The 19,933-nt window shown below is 70.6% G+C and carries 19 protein-coding genes and 1 pseudogene; 9 read left to right on the top strand and 11 right to left on the bottom strand.

What is annotated here, in order from left to right:
• Positions 1-2 precede the first annotated feature (2 nt).
• Positions 3-1,976, bottom strand: a complete 1,974-nt coding sequence (locus V6R91_RS19770) for an ABC1 kinase family protein (RefSeq protein ID WP_336396625.1) — start codon at positions 1,974-1,976, stop codon at positions 3-5.
• Between the two features lie 125 nt (positions 1,977-2,101).
• On the opposite strand from V6R91_RS19770, the gene V6R91_RS19765 reads away from it, so the two are divergent.
• Positions 2,102-2,608, top strand: coding sequence for a flavodoxin family protein (locus tag V6R91_RS19765; RefSeq protein WP_336396624.1), 507 nt, complete (start codon positions 2,102-2,104; stop codon positions 2,606-2,608).
• 48 nt (positions 2,609-2,656) lie between these two features.
• On the opposite strand, the gene V6R91_RS19760 is transcribed toward V6R91_RS19765, so the two are convergent.
• Together V6R91_RS19760 and V6R91_RS19755 are read right to left on the bottom strand one after the other, a co-directional pair.
• Positions 2,657-3,562: a hypothetical protein gene (locus V6R91_RS19760; protein ID WP_336396623.1), complete on the bottom strand. Its 906-nt coding sequence runs from the start codon at positions 3,560-3,562 to the stop codon at positions 2,657-2,659.
• A gap of 65 nt (positions 3,563-3,627) precedes the next feature.
• On the bottom strand, positions 3,628-4,884 hold the full coding sequence (locus V6R91_RS19755; RefSeq protein ID WP_336396622.1) for a WS/DGAT domain-containing protein: 1,257 nt from the start codon (positions 4,882-4,884) through the stop codon (positions 3,628-3,630).
• Positions 4,885-5,101: 217 nt separating this feature from the next.
• Between V6R91_RS19755 and adhP the strand changes: the two genes are divergently transcribed.
• Complete coding sequence (gene adhP / locus V6R91_RS19750) at positions 5,102-6,136, top strand: alcohol dehydrogenase AdhP (RefSeq protein WP_336396621.1); 1,035 nt, start codon at positions 5,102-5,104, stop codon at positions 6,134-6,136.
• Positions 6,137-6,232: 96 nt separating this feature from the next.
• Here adhP and V6R91_RS19745 read toward each other — a convergent pair whose 3' ends face one another.
• Positions 6,233-7,030, bottom strand: coding sequence for a hypothetical protein (locus V6R91_RS19745; protein WP_336396620.1), 798 nt, complete (start codon positions 7,028-7,030; stop codon positions 6,233-6,235).
• A gap of 110 nt (positions 7,031-7,140) precedes the next feature.
• On the opposite strand from V6R91_RS19745, the pseudogene V6R91_RS19740 reads away from it, so the two are divergent.
• A pseudogene (locus V6R91_RS19740) lies at positions 7,141-7,434 on the top strand (DUF7882 family protein); the annotation flags it as partial.
• A gap of 139 nt (positions 7,435-7,573) precedes the next feature.
• Here the strand turns inward: V6R91_RS19740 and V6R91_RS19735 are convergent.
• From V6R91_RS19735 to V6R91_RS19725, 3 genes are read right to left on the bottom strand one after another with little or no spacing between them, the layout of a single operon-like run.
• On the bottom strand, positions 7,574-8,308 hold the full coding sequence (locus V6R91_RS19735; protein WP_336396619.1) for a GAF and ANTAR domain-containing protein: 735 nt from the start codon (positions 8,306-8,308) through the stop codon (positions 7,574-7,576).
• Positions 8,305-9,006 carry an ANTAR domain-containing protein gene (locus V6R91_RS19730; protein ID WP_336396618.1) on the bottom strand — a complete coding sequence of 234 codons (702 nt, stop codon included), beginning with the start codon at positions 9,004-9,006 and terminating at the stop codon, positions 8,305-8,307. Before V6R91_RS19730 ends, V6R91_RS19735 begins: the two co-directional genes overlap by 4 nt.
• Before the next feature lie 12 nt (positions 9,007-9,018).
• Positions 9,019-9,354 carry a DUF2188 domain-containing protein gene (locus V6R91_RS19725; protein WP_336396617.1) on the bottom strand — a complete coding sequence of 112 codons (336 nt, stop codon included), beginning with the start codon at positions 9,352-9,354 and terminating at the stop codon, positions 9,019-9,021.
• Positions 9,355-9,420: 66 nt separating this feature from the next.
• On the opposite strand from V6R91_RS19725, the gene V6R91_RS19720 reads away from it, so the two are divergent.
• The 4 genes from V6R91_RS19720 to V6R91_RS19705 all read left to right on the top strand — a co-directional run bounded on the left by V6R91_RS19720 (position 9,421) and on the right by V6R91_RS19705 (position 13,451).
• Positions 9,421-9,618, top strand: a complete 198-nt coding sequence (locus V6R91_RS19720) for a hypothetical protein (protein WP_336396616.1) — start codon at positions 9,421-9,423, stop codon at positions 9,616-9,618.
• A gap of 100 nt (positions 9,619-9,718) precedes the next feature.
• Entirely contained in the window at positions 9,719-10,771 is a 1,053-nt protein-coding gene (locus V6R91_RS19715; protein WP_336396615.1) for an iron ABC transporter substrate-binding protein, read from the top strand.
• A 62-nt stretch (positions 10,772-10,833) separates the two neighbouring features.
• Complete coding sequence (locus V6R91_RS19710; RefSeq protein ID WP_336396614.1) at positions 10,834-12,324, top strand: ABC transporter permease; 1,491 nt, start codon at positions 10,834-10,836, stop codon at positions 12,322-12,324.
• Positions 12,321-13,451, top strand: a complete 1,131-nt coding sequence (locus V6R91_RS19705; RefSeq protein WP_336396613.1) for an ABC transporter ATP-binding protein — start codon at positions 12,321-12,323, stop codon at positions 13,449-13,451. The genes V6R91_RS19710 and V6R91_RS19705 overlap by 4 nt, the downstream gene beginning before the upstream one ends.
• Here V6R91_RS19705 and V6R91_RS19700 read toward each other — a convergent pair.
• A complete protein-coding gene (locus V6R91_RS19700) occupies positions 13,411-16,083 on the bottom strand; it encodes an AMP-binding protein (RefSeq protein ID WP_336396612.1) in 2,673 nt (890 codons plus the stop codon). The two genes, V6R91_RS19705 and V6R91_RS19700, sit on opposite strands and share 41 nt — an antisense overlap.
• Positions 16,084-16,189: 106 nt before the next feature.
• Positions 16,190-16,453 carry a hypothetical protein gene (locus tag V6R91_RS19695; protein ID WP_336396611.1) on the bottom strand — a complete coding sequence of 88 codons (264 nt, stop codon included), beginning with the start codon at positions 16,451-16,453 and terminating at the stop codon, positions 16,190-16,192.
• 294 nt (positions 16,454-16,747) lie between these two features.
• Between V6R91_RS19695 and V6R91_RS19690 the strand changes: the two genes are divergently transcribed.
• A complete protein-coding gene (locus tag V6R91_RS19690) occupies positions 16,748-17,848 on the top strand; it encodes a diacylglycerol/lipid kinase family protein (protein WP_336396610.1) in 1,101 nt (366 codons plus the stop codon).
• Positions 17,849-17,859: 11 nt separating this feature from the next.
• Here V6R91_RS19690 and V6R91_RS19685 read toward each other — a convergent pair whose 3' ends face one another.
• Both V6R91_RS19685 and V6R91_RS19680 read right to left on the bottom strand, forming a co-directional pair.
• A complete protein-coding gene (locus V6R91_RS19685) occupies positions 17,860-18,213 on the bottom strand; it encodes a DUF7882 family protein (protein WP_336396609.1) in 354 nt (117 codons plus the stop codon).
• Between the two features lie 760 nt (positions 18,214-18,973).
• On the bottom strand, positions 18,974-19,618 hold the full coding sequence (locus V6R91_RS19680) for a hypothetical protein (protein ID WP_336396608.1): 645 nt from the start codon (positions 19,616-19,618) through the stop codon (positions 18,974-18,976).
• Positions 19,619-19,770: 152 nt separating this feature from the next.
• Between V6R91_RS19680 and V6R91_RS19675 the strand changes: the two genes are divergently transcribed.
• Complete coding sequence (locus tag V6R91_RS19675; protein ID WP_336396607.1) at positions 19,771-19,917, top strand: DNA-binding protein; 147 nt, start codon at positions 19,771-19,773, stop codon at positions 19,915-19,917.
• The last annotated feature ends 16 nt before the right edge of the window (positions 19,918-19,933 follow it).

Raw genomic sequence — 19,933 nt, 5'->3', positions numbered from 1 at the left:
TGCTACGACCCGCGGCTCGTGAAAGATCGGCTGAGGCTCCGCAGCAGCAGGAGGAGCCCGCCCAGGGTGAGCACGCTGCCCAGGAACGAGAACGCCGGCACCTGGTCGGTGATCATGGGGCCGGTGTCGCTGACGCTGAGCATGACGCCGGCGATCACGAGGGTCACGCCCACGATCGTGATCGTCATGCGGGAGACGATCCCGTCGACCCATGAGCGCTCCCGTCCGTCCTCGAACATCCGAACGCGCACCGAGAACGTGCCGCTGTCCAGGTCGCGCGAGATGCTCTCGATGCGGCGGCTGAGGCGGCGCGCCCCCTCGATGAGCACGGCGCCCTGCGACTGCGCCGTCAGGAACATGTCGTGCATCGAGATCCGCCGCAGCGCCGTGGCCGGAGCGAGTTCCAGGCCCCGCCGCGTGAGGTCGTAATCCGGCTGGAGCAGCCGCAGCGTGCCCTCGAGCGAGCCGAGGGTGCGCAGCACGAGGAGCAGCGACGGCGGGATGGCCAGGCGGTGCCGGCGCAGCGCATCCAGGAGCAGCCGGAAGATGTTCTCGTGTGTGGGGCTGTTGTGCACGCGGGTGATCACGACGCCGATGTCGCGCTGGAGCGCCGCCTTGTTCAGCGATTCGCCGTGTCCGCAGATCAGCAGCACGAGGTCCGTCGTCACGGCGTCGTCCTCGTTGGAGATCGCGATCAGCAGCGGGATGAGGAGGCGGCGCAGGCTCTTCTCGACGATCCCGACCGACCCGAAGTCGATGAGGGTGACCTCGCGCGCGGCTCCGTCCTCTCGGGCGTCGCCCAGGATGAGATTGCCGGCGTGGAGGTCGGCGTGGAAGACGCCGCGCACCAGCACCTGGTCGAACACCGACCTCACGATCTCGTCCGCGATCGCCGACGACTCCTCCGGAGGCAGGATCGCCGATGAGACGTGCGTGAACGGGGTCCCCACCACGCGCTCCAGCAGCAGCATCCGCTCCGTCGAGAGCTCGCGATACGTCCGGGGGATGCGCAGCGACGAGGCGGAGGCCGCAGTGGCGGCCCGCAGCATCTCGGTGTTGTCGAGCTCGATGCGGTAGTCGAGCTCGTCGTGGAGCGCGCGGGCGAACTCGTCGACGAGCGCGACCGCGCCGTACTCCTTCGCCCAGTCCGTGCGCCGCTCGAGGTCGGTGGCCAGTCGGTGGAGGATGTCGAGGTCGGTGGTGACCTGCCGCCGGGCGAGCGGGCGCTGGATCTTGATGACGACGTCGTCGCCGTTGCGCAGCTGCGCCGCGTGCACCTGGGCGACCGAGGCGGCGGCGAGCGGCTCCGGATCGATGTGCGCGAAGACGTCGCCGATCGTCCCGTTCACCTCGGCGCGGATGGCCGCCTCGGCTTCGGACCAGGGGATCGGAGTCGACTCCATCTGCAGTGTCGCGAACGCCGTCACCAGCTCGCGAGGGAGCACGTCGTCGCGGGCGGAGAGCACCTGCCCCAGCTTGACGAAGGTGACTCCCGCTTCGTTCATCGCGGCGACGAGGGCGACGGCCAGCTCCGGCGGCGCGGGCGGGGTGCGGGGCGTGCCGAACAGCCCGATGCCGTGACGGGAGGCGATCGAGAGGATCTGCGTGTACCGCCGCGCGCGGTCGCGGCGGCGGAACGCCTCGCGGATGGAGGTGATCGGATTCCGCAGCCCGTGCGACGGCCAGGCGAACTCGAGGGTGACGACGCAGGCCACGACGGCGGCGAACAGCCAGCCCAGCGTGAGGGCGAGGAACGAGAGGGCGACGGGGGTGTCTGCCACGATCCGGTCGCCCTCCACCACACCGGCGACCCGCAGCGACCAGGTGGCCAGCGGAAGCGCGGCCAGGAACACGACGAGCGCCGTCACGACGGAGCGGACCCAGCCCACCGTCCCGTCCAGGAGACGCCGCGCGGCCCAGGCTGCGAGCGCGGCGAAACCGACCGAGAACAGACCGAACAGGAGCCATTGCGGCATGTCCGAATTCTTGCAGACGCGACTGCCGCGGCGGCGGGGAAGGACCAAAGACCCCATCCCTCGCGGCTCCGACGACGACGCTGGAGGGGGAGCGGCGACAGGAGCCGCCGACGGAAGGAGTCGCCATGCGCGCGCTGGTGGTCTACGAATCGATGTTCGGCAACACGCGTCGCATCGCGCAGGCGATCGCCGACGGCATGGCGGACGGAGCGGATGTCGCCGTCGCGGACGTCGTCGATGCGCCCACCGCGGTGCCCGCCGACGTCGACATGGTCGTCGTCGGGGCGCCCACCCATGTCTTCTCGCTGTCCCGGGATGTCACACGCCGGGAGGCGGCTCGTCACGGCGGCGCGTTCACGGATGTGCCCGAAGGCATCCGCGAGTGGCTGGAGGCACTGCCGGCGCCGGAACGGCCTTACGCCTTCGCCGCGTTCGACACGCGCGTGGACGACATGGCGCTCCTGCCCGGGGCGGCCTCGCACACGGCCACGCGCCTCGCGAGGAAGCTCGGGTTCGACGTGCTGGATCCGGCGAGCTTCCTGGTGAAGGGCTACGAGGGACCCCTCGTGGACGGGGAGCTCCAGCGCGCCCGCGAGTGGGGGCATGGCCTGACCGAGCAGCTCGCGGGGTGAGCGCGGGTCCCGAACCGCTCCCGCCTCGCCCCCGGCCCGCCGGGTTTCTCAGTGCGATGCGCCGGTGCGGCTCGCCGCGTCTTCGGCCTGGCCAGCACCCCGGGCGGCGTCGTCGTCGTCGTGGTGCCTGCGGGCGGTCGCGAGCCACAGGATGATCGCCGGAAGAACGGGTGCGACGAGCGCGTAGAGGACGCCGGCGCTTCCGAAGACGACGGTCTGATAGGCGATGATGGCGGCCGCGCCGACGGCCCACGAGAGGAGGGCAGCGGCGGCACGACGCGACGCGCCCTCGGAGGCCGCGAAGAACGCGATGATCCCGTTGGCGAGGAACGGCGCGACGAACACGCCCTGCACGGCGGGGGAGAGGTTCTCCGACGCCCCGACAGCGGCCCCTGCCGCAAGAGCGAAGACCACGGAGACGACGGCGTAGCCGACGAACGACAGGCACGCCACCACGAGCGCGCGGACGATGCGGTCGAACACCGGAGGAAGGGCGGTGAGCACTCCCTCGGGGTGGCGCGCGATGAACGCCGTGAGCACGCTGAACAGCAGCGTCTGCACCAGCATCTCCGGCATCCCGATGAGGTGGTACCACCACGGCAGCTGGCTGTACACCGCGCCTTCCAACGACCCGGGCGCCGCCGCCGGGGTCGAGAGGATGCCGATGCCGATGAACAGCAGCCACAGCCAGAGCCACCCGAGCCGTCCGGCAAGGACGGATCGGAACGGCAGCAGCACCGCCGCGATGAGCAGTCCGCGGACCACCTGCAGCAGGGGACCCACGATCACCGCCACCGAGCCGAACGGGCGCATGAAGTCGCTGATGACCGGTTGGGTGAACAGCTCCTCGTAGTCGAGCAGCGCCGCCGCGACGAGACCGATCGCGAAGTAGGTCACGACGTGCGCGACCGTGACCCGCACGAGGAAGCCGGCGACAGGCCGGGATGAGAGCATGACCCCAGCCTGGGCCGCAGGCGCACGCCCTCCCGGGCCGAAGGTCCCGCGCGGGAGGCCGGTGCTCACCGGATCGACTCGAGCGCGGCCAGCTCGCTGCGCACCGCGGATGCCACAGCGGCGCCGTCGATGTAGCCGGCGTCGAAGTGCACGCCGACGCAGAGCCGCCCGGCATACGAGACCACCGCGACGCCCAGTCGCACGTTCGCGGCCAGCACGGAGACCGGCCAGAGCTGGGTGAGCGCAGCGCCGGCGAGGTGCAGCTCGTGAGCCGGACCGGGCACATTCGTCACGAACCCGCCGACCAGGTGCTGCCGGTGCGCGATGCGGTCCATGATCCGAGCGCCCACCGGGCCGCGCATGAGCTCCAGCGTGCCCTGGCGGCGCGCTTGCACCTTCTCCGTCCTCGTCTGCACGGCGATCCGGGCGACGTTGTCCCTCACCTCCTCACCGCGCAACGGCAGGCGGACGAGCATGACCCCCACCTGGTTGCGGGTATCTCCGCGCCGCGTCAGGGCGACGGGGACCGACACCGGCAGCTCCGACGGCACCGGATGACCGCTCTGCGCGAGTGCGGCCCGGTACCCGGCCGCGGCGACGGCGAGCGCGGCGTCGTTCACCGTCGCGTCCACGCCGTGGGCGGCCGCGGCGATCCGCCCGAGATCGGCGTCGGCGAAGATCACGCCGTGACGACTGCTGCGCGCACCCAGCAGCACCGTCTCGGGAAGGCCTCGCGCGGTCAGCGTCGTCATGGTCCGCCGCAGCCCGAACAGTGCGCGGCCGACGCGGCTGCCCGCCGGCAGGGCGGGGGACGAGCGGCGCGGCGGAGCGATCGGCTCGTCGGCGGTCGCCGTCGCATCCGCCAGCAGCCTCCGGATGAGGTCGGCCGCGGCCATGCCGTCCGCGAGGACGTGGTGGATCCGGAGGATCATCGCGGCGCCGCCCCGTGCCGGCGCGAGGAGCAGCTCCCACGGCGGTCTCGTGAGCGGCAGGGGCTCGACCATGAGGGCACCGCACCTTCGCTCGAGCTCCTCGAGTCCATCGATGGCCGGGACGACGCGGACCTGCGCAGCGAGATCCGGTTCGCAGTCCGCCCACTCGTGGTGGCGGCCGGCGCGGACGGGCACCTGTCGCAGCTCCGGGATGCCGGCGACCCGGCGCCCCACCGCCGCCCGGACGGCGTCCGCGTCGAGCTCGCCGGCGTCTGAGACGAACCCTCCCGGTGCGAGCAGGCCGGCGACCAGGAAGACGTTGACCTGGCCGGGGTGGTCGAGGACGAGATTGGCCTCGTCGGCCGGTCTGAGTGCTCGCTCCCGTCGCACGTCAGGCCTCCCTCCCGCGCCGTGGTGCGGCATCCGTTCCGCTCACCGACGGCATCGCGGCACCGAGGGCGCGTGCTCCAGTGTGCGGCGGTGCCCACCGGTCCCGCGGGCCGATGGTCCCACCGGACGCAGCGCGTCGCCGGAGGACTTACGTCCCAGCGGCGCGGCAGCCATGCCGCAAGGCTGGTTCCGTACAGATCCCACAGAGGAGAGACAAATGCGAAGTGCAGTCGTCCGACAGCTCGGAACGCCGGCCCAGGTCGAGGAGCGTCCCGTCCCGCAGCCGGGGCCCGGACAGATCCTGATCCGGCTCGAGGCCTGCGGACTGTGCCACACCGACATCCACGCGATGCAGGGAGACTGGCCTGTGAAGCCGAACCTGCCCCTGGTGCCCGGGCACGAGGGCGTCGGGATCGTCGAGGCGCTCGGCGAGGGCGTGACCACGCGTCAGGTCGGACAGCGCGTCGCGATGCCGTGGCTCGGGCACGCGTGCGGCGAATGCCGTTACTGCGTGGACGGCCGCGAGAACCTCTGCGAGAGCCAGTACAACAACGGCTACGCGGTCGACGGGGCGTACGCGGAGTACATGCTCGCTGACGCGCGCTATGCGGTGGTGGTCCCCGACGGCGTCACGCCGCTGGATGCTGCGCCGCTCACCTGCGCCGGCGTCACGACGTATGCCGCGATCAAGAACGCGCACGTGATCCCCGGCGAGACGGTCGCCGTGTTCGGCGTCGGCGGCCTCGGCCACCTCGCGGTTCAGTACGCGCGACTGGTGGGCGCGAAGGTGATCGCGGTCGACGTCACCGAGGAGAAGCTCGCCCTCGCGACCGAGCTCGGCGCGGACCACACCGTCAACGCCCGGACCACCGATCCGGTGGAGGCGATCCGCGACCTCGGCGGAGCGGACGTCGCCGTCGTGCTCGCCGTCGCTCCGGCGGTCTTCCGTCAGTCGTTCGACGCGCTCAACCGCGGCGGCCGGCTCCTCCTGGTGTCACTGCCTGCCGACGGCACGATCACGCTCCCCATCTTCGAGACGGTGCTCAAGGGCATCAGCGTGATCGGCTCGATCGTGGGGACCCGCCAGGACCTCACCGAGGTCTTCACCCTTCACGCCGCCGGTCGCACCCGGGTCATCACCGAGACGCGCGACCTGGACCAGGTCAACAGAGCGGTCGACGAGGTGCTGGAGGGGACGGTTCCGGCGCGGCTCGTCTTCACCTACCACACCGCGGACGTGATGCAGCGCTGACGGCCGGGCGGAGGGCGGATGCCACGCGGCATCCGCCCTCCGCCGCGCGCAGGACCGCGCGCCGACGCCGCGGAGCGGGCGCCGAGCGTGGTGCGATCAGGCCTGGCCTCCGCCGCCGGCGGTGCCGTCAGAGCCGCCTGGCGCCGAGCCGGACCGCGGGGCGGCGGGCGCTTCGGACGACCCGCCGGTCGTCGCCGAGACGGCGCCGGCGCCCAGCAGGGCTCCCAGGATGCCGATCCCCGCTGCGGCGTCGAGGATCTGCGACGCCATGAGCGCCGAGATCACCCCGACTCCGAACAGGACGATGACCAGCCGCCCCCAGTTCTTGACCACGAACGGGATCACGATGGGGGGAGCGGATGCCGCGGCCGCCGGCTTCGGCCCGATCTCCACCTCCTTCGCCTCGAGCTCGATCCGGTTCCCATCGGCCTGCGTCACGGTGGCGGCGACCTTGTGGCTGCCGTCGGCCGCGAACGTCGCCAGGATCGTGCGGCCGCCGTCGATCCGTTCGATCGTCGCCCCCTCCACGTCCCACGCGACGGTGGCGTCGTCGGGGAGGTTCTCGACGGTGAACATCAGAGCCGTGTCCTTCTGCCCGGTGCTGCCGCCGACGATCGCCGGCCCGACGCGAACGCCCCGCTCCACCGCTGCGCCGGAGTCGATCCCCACCGGGGGGCCGCCCTCCGTGGTGGCGAGCTTCTCGATGACCCGGAGCGCGTCGCGATGGTAGAGCCAGGCGAAGGCCAGGGCCAGGATGATGACCACGATGGCGCTGACGAGCAGCCCGACGGCCAGGTAGTAGTTCGACAGTGCGACGTCGACCGCGGCCGGACCGGCCGGCGTCGGACCCGGCGACGGTTCCGCCGCCACGGCGAGTGCAGCATGAAGAGACATGAGCGCCCCATTCCCCAGTTGGGCTGAGCATGCACCCATCTCAGAGCGCCGTCAATCACCCGCCCGCTCCGCGTCGTCGGGGGCCACCGTGACGGCTTATGCTTCGAGCCATGGGAACGATCTTCTACGGCGGTGACGCCACGCCGATCCACATCGAGGATCGCGCGCTGGCTCACCTGAAAGTCGTCATCGCCACGAAGCTGCGTCGCAACGAGAGCTTCACGCTGACGTGGCGTCACCAGGACGATCAGCCGGGCGGACGCAGCACCATCTGGCTGCACCCGTCCATTCCGCTGCGGTTCGTGTTCGATCACGCGGAGCCTCCCGAGCTGAGCCGCCGGTGGATCGAGGACCTCGCGCAGTCCGCGAACAGCTCGGGTGGCGTCACCCTGGTGGATGAGAACGTGGCTGCCGGTCCGGTGCCTGAGGAGCAGGGTGTCCCCGGCGACGTCTCGCTCGGCAGCGTCGAAGTCGAGAGCCTCGAGGTGAGCAGACTGACCGTCGGGGGCGCGGAGGTGTCGGGGGACAGCGTCCGAGGGTAGCTCAGCTCGACAGCTGTCTCGGGTCGATCACCAGTTCGCGGCTCACGAGCCTTGCCGCCACGCCGCTGAGACTCTGCTGGTGGCTGCGTGCATACGCACGGATGATCTCGAACGCCTCGTCGATGGCGACGCCGTGAGTGTGGGCGACCACTCCCTTGGCCTGTTCGATGATCACCCTGCTCCGCAGCGCGTGCTGCAGCTGTGCCGTCAGCTGCTCGCCCCGCCGGATGGAACGCTCCTGGAGGATGCCGATCGTCGCCACGTCGGCGAAGGCCCGGGCCGCGGTCAGGTCGGATTCCTCCAGGGTGCCGTCTCCGGTGACGAGGAGATTGAGCGTGCCGATGATGTGTTCGCGAAGCTTCATCGGGATCGCCGTCACCCCCCCGAACCCCAGCTCGACGGCGCTCTCGCGGAAGGCGGACCACTGCGGAGGCGACTCCGAGATCCGGGGCACCGTCACCACTTCGCCCGTGCCGAACGCCTCGATGCAGGGACCGGCCTGCGCGGCGAGCTGGATGAGTTCGACGAGCCGGCTCGCTTCGCTGGTCGAAGCGACGAGCTCGAGGCGATCGTCGTCGCCGGCGAGGAGGATTCCCGCCGCGGACGCGCCGAGGATGTCGCGGCAGGCGTCGACCAGCACCTGGAGGAGGTCGACGACGTCGTATTCGGCGACGAGCGTGTCGGCGAGCTTCGCGAACGTTCGCACCAGCTCGGCCTCTCGCACGATGGCGCTCATTGCTCCACCTCGATACGGCCATCGTGGTTCACGAACCGCAGGCGCCTCTGAACGATGTCCTCGGCGATGTCGGCGACCGCGCGGCCGGAGGCGAAGGCGTGACCCTGGATGGCCAGAAGCGCGGCATCCGGACCGACCTGCAACTGTGCGAGCACCATCCCGGTCGCCTGGTGGACCACTCGGCGAGAGGCGGGGCTCGTGGAGCTGAGGTCGCCCTGTTCACCGATCGCACGGGTGAGGATGTCGCGTCCGATGGCGTCCGCGATGGCGGATGCCTCCCCGGTGTGCCGCGTGGTCAGCGCGACCGGCATCAGCGAATAGAGGTCGACGGCGCCCAGACGCAGCGGCCCGACGGCGAGCGGGAACGCGAAGATCGACGCCACGGACTCCGCGCTGCTGGCAGCCGAGAAGGCGGGCCAGCGGGTGCGGCCCGCGGTCGTGAAGCTCGGCTCCTCGACGGGTGCCATCGAGCGCAGCGCGTCCCAGCACGGCCCCTCGCCGAGGTCCATCTGCCATTCGTCCAGTCGGGCGGCGCGATCGTCCGACGCCGACAGTGTCTCGCTGCCCAGCACGTCGCCCAGTGTGGACACCGACGCGCCGCTCACGGGGAAGAGGCGGACGAAGGGCGCGCTGTAGTCGGCAGGCCGGAACGATCCACGATCGAGAGCCTGCATGACGTCGCCCACGCTGTCGCTCATACAACTGAGAGGTTAGTCGCCCCCCGCACCGGATGGGTGCGGCACGAGCGTGCCGTCCGGGCCTTGGATCAGGACCTCACCGCGTTCGCGGCGGAGGACGATCGCGGCCGCCGCCTCGACGGCCTCCGCCTCGGTGTCGTAGTGCGCCGACGGCCGCCGTGCGTTGCCCTTGCAGACATCCCATCCGCCTCGTGACTCGTTCCGCGCCACCACCCAGATCTCGCCGCGGCGGCGACCGCCTGGCTCGGTCCTCCGTGACCGGGGCGGAAAGCTCGCGGGACCTGACCCGCCCGGCAGGCCGGCATCGTCCTGCTCTTCGAGTTCGCCGTGACCGCCCGCTGTCGTCATGACCTGACCGTACGCCGTGAACATGTGCGGCTCACAGACAAGCGCCCGCGGGCGTAGCCTCACAGAATGGAATCCGGCGAGCCGTACACCGCTCAGTTCGATGAAGTGAGCGTCGGCGGGCAGGTCCGGCTCACCGTGGGCGTCGAGCTTCGGGATCGAGAGTCCGACGGCTCGATCCCGACCGAGGCCTGGTTCCACGGCGAGGAGTTCCGCCTGGACGTCGAAGACCAGGACGGCGTCGCCGTCTACGTGAGGCGGCTCTGACAGGCCTGGCATCGTGATGTCCGGAGCGGTGACGTCGTCGTAACCGGGAAGCGGCGTGCATTAGGCTAGCCTTACCTGTCTCGTCCCCAGGAGATCTCCCATGCCTTCACGCCCGCGCTTGTCCGCGCGCCCCGGCCGCCTCCTCGCCGGTTCGGCGGTTCTCGTCGTCCTCGTACTCGCCGGCTGCGCCGGCGGCGCGGGCGGTGCGGACGCCGCAGCCGACGCCGACGCCCTCGTCGTCTACAACGCCCAGCACGAGCAGCTGACCGAGGAATGGGCCGAGGCGTTCACCGCTGAGACCGGCATCGACGTGGTGCTGCGCAACGGCGATGACAGCGAGCTGGCGAACCAGCTCGTGCAGGAGGGCACGGCGTCGAAGGCCGATGTGTTCCTGACCGAGAACTCGCCCGCGATGTCGCTGGTCGAGGAGGCAGGCCTTTTCGCACCGGTCGACGACGGCACGCTCGCCCTGGTGCCGGAGCAGTACCGGCCCGCGTCCGGCCTGTGGACCGGCATCGCCGCTCGCTCCACGGTGCTGGTCTACAACCCCGACCTCATCTCCGAGGATGAGCTTCCGGCGTCGCTTCTCGATCTCGCCGAGCCGGAATGGAAGGGACGCTGGGGTGCCGCGCCCGCCAAGGCAGACTTCCAGGCGATCGTGTCCGCGGTGCTCGCCACGCAGGGCGAGGACGGCGCGCGGGAGTGGCTCGAGGGCATGGCCGAGAACGCCGTGGAGTACCGCAACAACATCGTCACGATGAAGGCCGTCAACGCCGGCGAGGTGCCGGTCGGGATCATCTACCACTACTACTGGTACCGGGATCAGGATGCCGCCGCCGAAGACAGCTCGAACACGGCGCTGCACTATTTCGGCAACCAGGACCCTGGTGCGTTCGTCAGCGTGTCGGGCGGCGGCGTGCTCGAGAACGCGCCGCACGCCGACGAGGCCCAGCAGTTCCTGGCATTCATCGCCGGGGCGCAGGGCCAGGCCATCCTCGGCGAGGGCTACAGCTTCGAGTACCCCGTAGCGTCGGACATCCCCGCCAAGACCGAGCTGCCCGCGCTCGCCGAGCTCGACGCTCCCGTGATCGACCCCTCCACGCTCAACGGTCCCGCCGTCATCGAGCTCATGACGGAAGCCGGACTCCTCTGACCCAGCTGCACACGCGCGCGACGGCGGGCGGAGCGGCCGAGAGGCGCCCGCCCGCCGCGCTCGTGGCTGTCGTCGCGGTGCTCGCGCTCGGCGCGCTGGTGCCCATCGTGTACGTCGTCCAGGCCGCCGTGGCGATGGGTTGGGACCAGCTGTCGGCGCTCGTGCTGCGGCCCAAGGTTGGCGAGCTGCTGGTGAACACCGTGCTGCTGGTGCTCATCGGCGTGCCGGCCACGATCTTCCTCGGGGTGGGCGGGGCGTGGCTGGTGGAGCGTACGACGCTTCCCGGCCGCGCCGTCATCAAGGTCGCGCTCGCCGCTCCGCTGGCCATCCCGGCGTTCGTCGCCAGCTACGGCTGGGCGAGCGCGATCCCCTCCCTCAACGGGCTGTGGGCCGCCGTGCTGGTGGCGACGCTCGCGTACTTCCCGCTGGTGTACCTGCCGGCGCTCGCCGCCATCCGCGGCCTGGATCCGGCGCTGGAGGAGTCGGCCCGCACGCTCGGCATGGGGTCGTGGGCGGTGTTCTTCCGCGTCGTCGCGCCTCAGCTGCGTCTGGCGGTGCTCGGCGGGGCACTGGTGGTCGCGCTGCACCTCCTCGCCGAGTACGGAGCGTTCGCGTTCCTGCGCTTCGACACGTTCACCACGGCGATCGTGGTCGCCTACCAGAGCACGTTCGCCGGTCCGAACGCCGCCGCGCTCGGCCTGGTGCTGGCGCTGCTGTGCCTGCTGCTGCTCGTCGCGGAGTCGGCTGCGCGTGGCCGCGCCCGGTATGCCCGCCTGGGGAGCGGCTCGCCCCACCCCGCCGCCACGCTGCGGCTGGGCCGCTTCACCGCACCATCGCTGATCGCCGTCGCGGTGGTGCTGGCGGGTGCGCTCGTGGTGCCGCTCAGCAGCGTCGGGCGGTGGCTGATGCGGGCCGATCCGGCTGCGTTCGCAGAGGTCGGGGTCGCCGCGCTGCAGACGCTGGCTCTCGCACTGGCCGGGGCGGTGTGCACGATCGCCGTCGCGCTGCCGTTCGCGTGGCTCGCCGTGCGCTATCCGGGACGGGTCTCGCGCGTGCTCGAGGGGGCGGCGTATCTCGCCAGCAGCCTGCCGGCCATCATCGTCGCGCTGGCGCTCGTCGCCGCCACGCTCGCGTTCGCACCGGCGCTGTACCAGACGCCGTTCACCGTCGTGGCGGCGTACGTCGTCATCTTCCTCCCGCGCGCACTGGTGCCGCTTCGAGCCGGCCTCTCGCAGGTCCCGGAGTCGCTCGAGGAGGCCGCGCGCGCGTTGGCGGTGAGCCCGGCGGCCGCCCGCATGCGCGTCACCGTGCCTCTCCTGCTCCCGGCGATCGGAGCGGGAGCCGCCCTCGTGGCGCTGGGCGCGGCGAACGAGCTCACCGCCACCCTCCTGCTCGCCCCCACGGGCACCAGCACCGTGGCGACGAGCTTCTGGTCTGCGGCATCCGCTCTCGACTATCCCGCCGCGGCGCCGCACGCGGTGCTGCTCGTGCTGCTGTCGGTGCCGGCGGTCGCGCTGATGTTCACCCACGCGACGGGGAGGACCGTTCGATGACCCTGCGACTGGACGGCGTGTCGAAGGCCTTCGGCGACACCGAGGTGCTGCGCGACGTCTCGCTCGAGGTGCCGCGCGGCACGCGCCTTGCACTGGTCGGCGCCTCGGGCAGCGGGAAGACGACGCTGCTGCGTCTCGTCGCCGGTTTCGTGGATCCCGACGCCGGCGTCATCAGCCTGGGCGGCGACGAGCTGTCGCGACCCGGCCGAAGCGTCCCCACCCACCGCCGCGGCATCGGCTACGTGGCGCAGGACGGCGCGCTGTTCCCGCATCTGTCGGTGGGGCGCAACATCGCCTTCGGCCTGCCCCGCGGCCCCGGTCGCGTCCAGAGAGTGCGGGAGCTGCTCGAGCTCGCCGCGCTGCCCCCGGCCTACGCCGATCGCATGCCGCACGAGCTGTCCGGCGGGCAGCAGCAGCGAGTCGCCCTGGTCCGGGCGCTCGCCCAGGAGCCCCGAATGATCCTCCTCGACGAGCCGTTCAGCGCCCTCGACACCGGACTGCGCTCGTCCACCCGGGACGCCGTGATCGAGGTGCTGGAGCGCAGCGGCGTCACCGCCGTGCTGGTCACGCACGACCAGGAAGAGGCACTCTCGTTCGGCCACCAGGTCGGCGTGCTCGTCGGCGGCCGGCTGGTGCAGTCGGGCGACCCGATGGCCGTCTACGACGCGCCCGTCGACGCCTCGGTGGCGCTCTTCCTCGGCGACGCCCTCGTCATCCCCGCCCACGTCGACGCCAGCGGCGTCGAATGCGGATTCGGCCGCCTCGCCGTCCGGCACGATCTCTCCGGCGGAGCGGAGCACGTGCGCGCGATGGTCCGGCCGGCGCAGTTGCGGGTCGCCGCGGCCACGCACGGCGCCGCCGCCGCACTCGCCGCGGTGGCCAACGCGGTCGTGACGGCCGTGCGTCCCGCGGGGTCGACCGCCGACCTGCGCCTGCGCGTCGGGGTGGGGGAGCTCGCGACCGAGCTGGTGTACCGGGTTCCCCAGCACCGTGCCGCGGCGTTCGCTCCCGGCACGGCGGTGCGGGTGATCGTCGAAGGCGGTGTCGTGCTCTACTCCGCGGCCGCCGCCACGACGGGGAGCATCGTCACGGCTGGAGGGCCCGGGACCGCTTCCGCCCCGCTTTGAGCCTCTTCATCACGGCCGGCGTGGCACCGCTGACGGTGACATAGGCCCGGTAGGCGAGCACGCCGACCACGAAAGAGAGCAGCGTCCCGAGCCACGGCGCGCTCTGCTCGAACGGCGGGTAGACCTGCCAGTGCGTGAGATACACGAACAGCGACGCGGCGGCGACCGTGACGAGCACCGGCACGGCGACGCGGGGGACCGGGACCGCTCGAATCCACAGGAGCGCCAGGATGCCGCCGACGACGATCGCCTCGCGTGCGGGGTCGCCGAAGAAGCCATACGCGGATGCCACGGCGAGCGCCGACACCACCAGCCGCCGTGCGGTGGTGTCGGCCCGCGCGACCAGCCAGCCGAGTGCGACCAGCCAGAGCACGACGGGGGCGGTGTAGCGCTCGACGTGCTCGGCGGTGAGGCCGGTGAGTGCGAACCGCGTGGCGAGCGCGGCGCTGAAGACCACGAGCGCGAACGTGAAGGGCGCGCGCCGCTCCAGCCGGTCGACCGGGCGCACCGCGAACAGCAGAGCCGCACCGGCGATGGCCCAGAGCATCGCCTCGAGGAACCAGAACTGCCACTGTTCGCTCCACCGGCCGTCGCCGGGGACGAAGTTGTTGACCAGTGCGACCGTCGTCGGCGCATACTGCCCGGTGACGAGCGCGACCGCTCCGATCCAGAGCACGGCCGGCACCACCAGCTGGGACGCGCTGCGTCCCAGGCGCCGCAGCCGCGTCGTGCCGGCGACGGGCGCCAGCTGGAACCTCGCCAGGTTGTACCCGGCGACGGCGAGCAGCAGGTGTGCGCCGCCCTGCAGGGTGAGGAGGTCGGCATGCGTGGCGACGATGAGGAAGATCGCGCCCGCGCGCAGCAGCACCGGCGTCTCCAGCCGCGTCCAGACTCTGCGGCGCGACGAAGAGGCTTGGCGCGCCGGGGGAGCGAGCGCTGCCGGCAGCTCGCTCCCGGTCGTCGGTGCGGCTGTCCCGTCTGCCGACGGGGCAGGCGGTGCCGGTGGCCGGTGCTGCGCTGCCAGCTCCCGCGGCGTGAGGGCCGGCCACTCCCGCGGCAGCGATCCGAGCATCTCCTCGAGTCGCAGTGAGATCTCGACGTAGCTGAGCGAGTCGCCGCCGAGCCCCGCGAACGAGTCGTCGAGCCCGGCATCCGGCTCTCCCAGCAGTGCCGCGTAGAGATCGCGCACGCGTTCGGCCGTCACCGCGTCGCCCGGTGGCGCGGTCGCCTCGCTCGCGCGGATCGCACGGTCGCGCAGCTCGGCGTACCGCGCGAGAGCGGCATAGTCGCGCTTCCCGTTGGACGTGCGAGGGAACTCGGCGACGGCGTATGCCGAGATGACGCGCGCCGGCAGGCCGGTCAGCGCGGCGGCGCGAGCGCGGGCCCGCTCGGCCGTGCGTTCCGACGTCGCGAAGAGCAGCAGGCGCTCGTCGGCGCTCGTCGCGCGCGCCTCGATGCCCTCCTCGGCCAGCAGCTGCTCGATGCGGTCGAGGTCGAGGCGCAGGCCGAAGACCTTCACGAAGCGGTTGATCCGGCCGACGATCTCGTACAGGCCGTCGTCGCGTCGTCGTCCCACGTCGCCCGTGCGCAGCTCGGTCAGGCTGGGACCGAGCGCGAAGTCCTCGGGAGTGTGCGCGTACCCCATCATGACGTTCGGGCCCTGGTAGACCAGCTCGCCGGTTCCGCTTTCGTCGACGGCGTCGATGCGGAAGGACCCGCCGGGGATCGGCCGGCCGATCGAGCCCGCGTGGGTCGCGGCCAGGTCCGGCGGGAGGTACGCCATGCGCGCCGTCGCCTCTGTCTGCCCGTACATCACGAACAGCTCGAAGCCGCGCTCTCGGCCGAGCTGCGCGATCCGCCGCACCGATTCGGGCGCCATGCGCCCGCCCGCCTGGGTGACGTAGCGGAGCGAGGGCAGCTCGCGCGCGGCGAAGCCCGCCGCATCGAGGAGGTCGAAGGTGTACGGCACTCCGGCGAACGACGTCACCCCGTCGCGGCGGGCCTGCATCCAGAACTCCTCATCGGCGACCGACCTGCCGGTGAGGACCACACTGGCGCCGGCGAGCAGGTGACTGTTGACCACCGAGAGTCCGTAGCAGTACTGGAGTGGAAGCGTGGTCGCCGCACGGTCCGCGGGGCTCAGCCGCAGGTACTCGGCGATGGCCGCCGCGTTGCTGCGCACGTTCTCGGCCGACAGCCGCACCAGCTTGGGAGATCCGGTCGACCCCGACGTGCTCGACAGCACCGCGAGATCCGGGTGGAAATCGTGCCGGCTGCCGACGCGACGCTCCTCGAGCACCCAGCCCGACGGGCCGTCCGTGGCGACGACGTCGGGGTCGAACCGGGCGATGAGTGCGGCGCGGTGCGCCCGCGCGCCCTCCTCATCGGACCCGTCCACCAGCAGCACCGGGTGGCCGCCCTCCAGGGCTGCGAGGTACGTCACGATCGGTTCGACCGCATTGCTCGCCGCGATCATGACGAGTCGGCGGATGCCGCCCATCTCGTCGCGACGACGTGCCACACGCTCGCGCAACTCGTCGTAATCCACGCGAACGCCGTCGGCGATCAATGCCGGGTGGTCCGGGCTGCCTCCCAGGAGCGAGAGGCCGGGCGCGGTGGCGGTCGCAGTCATCGAGGTGGGGGATTCCTCCGAGGGTGCGGCTGGCGGGAGCACGCGACGGGCAGGGCAGGTATGGCTATCCTAACCTGCTCGTCCGCGTCAGCTGCTCGCGAGGAGCTCAGCGGAACGGCCACTCGGAGTGATCACCGGGGAGTGCCTGCTCCTCGCCGGGTGCGTCCGGAATCTCCATGCGCTCGACGAACACGGGAACGCCGGGACTGATGAGAACCGACACGGACGCGCTCGTCGACGCCGTCGGCAGGTCGACGACACCTCCGCCCGCGAGGATCCCCGCCATCAGCTGCGCCAGCACAGCTGCCTCGTCGACGTCCATCGGGAGGCGATGGACGTAGTCGCCGATGATCAGATCGATTGCGTGCACGAGATCTCCCTTCCCCCGCACGGTACGACGGCTGAACCGGCACCACCTCGGGGGTTGCGCACGGCCGATGTCCGTGCTCGGTGCCCGGTGATGACGGGCCGCCTGCGTCCGCCCATTCCTGCGACGCCGTCCGGGGGCCACTGCCCGCCTGCCGCTGCCGCTCCGCCGACGACGCGCCCTCAGAGCCGGCGGGACTTTCGGCTCTCGGTGCGCGAGCCCGCTCGGTCGCGACGGTGGGTGCGAAAAGCAAGGGGGGCGCGCATATCGAGTCAGTCTGATTCGCTCGTAGCAAGGGTGCACGCGTGCCCGGCTCGTTCGGCGACAACGCCGACGATCGCGACTGGACAGAGGAACGCACCAACTGATGGACGAGGCCACGTCATGACTGAAGTAGCGGATACGGACCGCCGGAGCGGGGATGCCGCGCGATCCACACAACTGGCAGCCGTCATCTACAACCCGATCAAGGTCGACCTGCCGGCGATCAGGGCCGTCGTCGCGGCCGAGCAGACGGCTGCGGGCTGGGGTGAGACGCTGTGGTTCGAGACCAGCGCCGAAGACCCGGGGCAGGGCATGACCGAGGAGGCGCTTGCCCAGGGCGTGACGATGATCATCGTCGCGGGCGGTGATGGCACGGTGCGGGCTGTGGCCGAAGCCGTGCGCGCGCGGCCTGTCTCGCTGGCTCTGCTGCCTTCCGGCACCGGCAACCTCCTCGCCCGGAATCTGAAGCTCACGCTGGATGATCTCGAGCACTCGATCCACTCCGCGTTCACCGGGGAGGATCGGCAGATCGATCTCGGGATGATCGAGATCCGCCGCGAAGACAGCACTGTCGACCGCCACGCGTATCTGGTCATGGCGGGGCTCGGGCTCGACGCGAAGATGCTCGCTCACACCGATGACGAGCTGAAGGCCAAGGTCGGCTGGCTCGCCTACGTGAAGGCCATCGCGACCGCGTTGCGCGACAAGAACCAGCTCAGGGTGCGCTACCGCCTGGACGGACACCGAGTGCGGTCGTTGCGCGCGCACACGATCATCATCGGCAACTGCGGGTCGCTGCAAGCGAATGTACTGCTCCTGCCGGACGCGGCCGTCGACGACGGCCTGCTGGACATCGTCCTGCTCCGGCCCGAAGGATTCATCAGCTGGGCGCAGATCGTGACGAAGATCATCTGGGAGAACGGAGTGCTCAGCCGCACCCGCTTGGGCCGGAAATTCCGCACCAAGGAGGTGGACGCACTCAACTACATCAGGGGAGCCCTGTTCACCCTCGTCGTGAGTCGCCCCGAGCTGATCGAGCTCGACGGCGACGAGTTCGGCCGTGCGGTGGCCATCCGCACCTGGGTGGAGCCGCGACAGCTCACTGTGCGGGTGCCCGCCGAATCCAGCGACTGACGCGGAACATATCAGGTGCCGACGCGGGCCAACTCTGGTTCTCGGTGCGCGGCGCCGTCGAGCGACAGGTCGACAGGTTCGGGAATGAGCCACAGGCCCGCGGTGGTGGCGGCGGCGAAAGCCAGGATCGCCAGCCAGGCCGGGTTGATCGTCGCGGCGGTGGGTCGGTCGAACGCGAACCTGAGGGGAATGTCCGGTGACATCCAGAAGCTTTCCGCGGAGCGGATGTGCTCATCCATGTCGCACCGGAACAGAAACCGTTCGCCACGGCGCAGCTTGGTGACGATGACGACCTGCAGATGCAGCAGCATGCGGTCGTCGATCACGGAGCCTTGCCCCAGCTGGCCATACGTGAAGGTGCCCATCGTGGTCTTCCAGTCCGCGTTCCCACGCCGTCGGGTCGGTGGAGTTGACCGGGGTCTGGGGCACTCACTTCAGAGTAAGTCGCGCCCTTAGGCCCCGCAAGGGCGAGCGCTCGGGTCCGCTGCGCCGCCGCCGGCCCCTATGAGGACGAGCCTGCGCGTCGCACCCCACTCCGTGGCGCGGCGGTCCGGTGCTGGCAGCGCGAGCATTGACCGCGCGACCACCTCTTGCTAGCCCGCCGCTGCTTCCGGGTTAGCGGCGAGACGTGGGCCACGCTATTCGTGGTTTGCCCGGGCGAACCCCGCGCAAGCCCGACCCGGTCCTGTTCCACCTGCCGAGAGCGCGGGCGAGGGACCCGCACGAGACTCGAGTGTTCGAGATAAACGTCGTGGTCAGGAATGGAAAAAGTATGTTGCCCTGGAGGGACTCGAACACGTTTTGAGCATTCTGCATAGCGACACGGAACGACAACTTCCGCGGAATTACGCGGATCTTTGAGGGTCGACCGACATCGAGCGACGTCCGAAAACAGCCAACAGCGAATAGGATGCGGCCAAAATGCGGGCAAGAATCGTCTGTCAGGAAGCGGATCTCAAGCCCATGTGCGGGACGGATGCGGCAAGCTTGCTTTGACGACCTTGCCAGAGCGCCCATTCTGGGCACTCTGGTCGAAACCTTGGCCCGCATTTAGCAAAGTGTTCAAGCAATCATCGGCACCGGTCGTGGTCGGCATCCCCGAACAGACGGTGTTCCTACCGCATCTCATCTGCCGATCGAAGGCCCTCCGGGCTGAGACGGTCCGTGGTGGGGCGCTGCAGGATCGAAAGGCCGGCCCGGGTTGTACGGGTCCACCGCCGGCGCCCGCCGTGGCTCTTGGATGCGGACTTCAGGGGCCAGACCGGAGTCGCGTGCGCGACTCATGAGGCGGGTGGCGGTGCTCTGGCTGATCTGGAGAGTGTCGGCGACGAGCTTCAGCGGCGGATAGCTGATTGCCGTCGCGACGCGATAGACGGAGATCGCGGCGTGGAGGGACTCCAAGGGCTCGCGCTCCTCATGCGCTCGCACGCGACTGAGAAAGTCGCGCACCGGTATGCGGTCGAGCTTGTCGCCATCCTCGGTGCGGACATCGACGGTGACGACATCGAGGGCTGACCTCGTCATGATCCAGTGCGTTCGCACCTCGCGGAGCACCTGGCTGGTGATGTCGACGCCTTCCGCTTCACGCTCGAGCGCAGCGAAGGCCACGGCCGTGCGTCTCAGCACCCCATCCCACTCCACGCGGACGGTGATCGTGCCGGGGACGTCCTGCTCACCCGACACGCGCGCGCACCAGGACTTCGGAAGCGTCACCCCGCTGCCCAGATCAATGCGCTCATCGCTGAAGTCATACGCGTCGACGTCTGCCATGAAGCCCACTATTCCAGGTCTTCAAAGATTCGCGAAGAAGACTGTCGATCTTGGCTCACCCGTGTGGTACCTTGCGACGAAGGGAGAACGACACTCCTGGCTCACCGAGGGGCAAGATTATGAACCGGTCACAAGATTGTCTTGCACTGACAATGAAGGACGCCGCGAAGCTCGTCGGCGTCGACTACCGCACGATCAAGCTCGGTATCGAGAACGGAACCATCCCCACGGTCCAGCTCGGCCCCCGCCGTATGATCCCCCGCGTGCCGTTGCTGCGCGCCTTCGGCGTCGACACCTGATCGATGCTTCTCGGGG

The organism is Microbacterium sp. CCNWLW41 (assembly GCF_037083505.1).
This window is presented reverse-complemented; position numbering and strand designations above follow the sequence as displayed.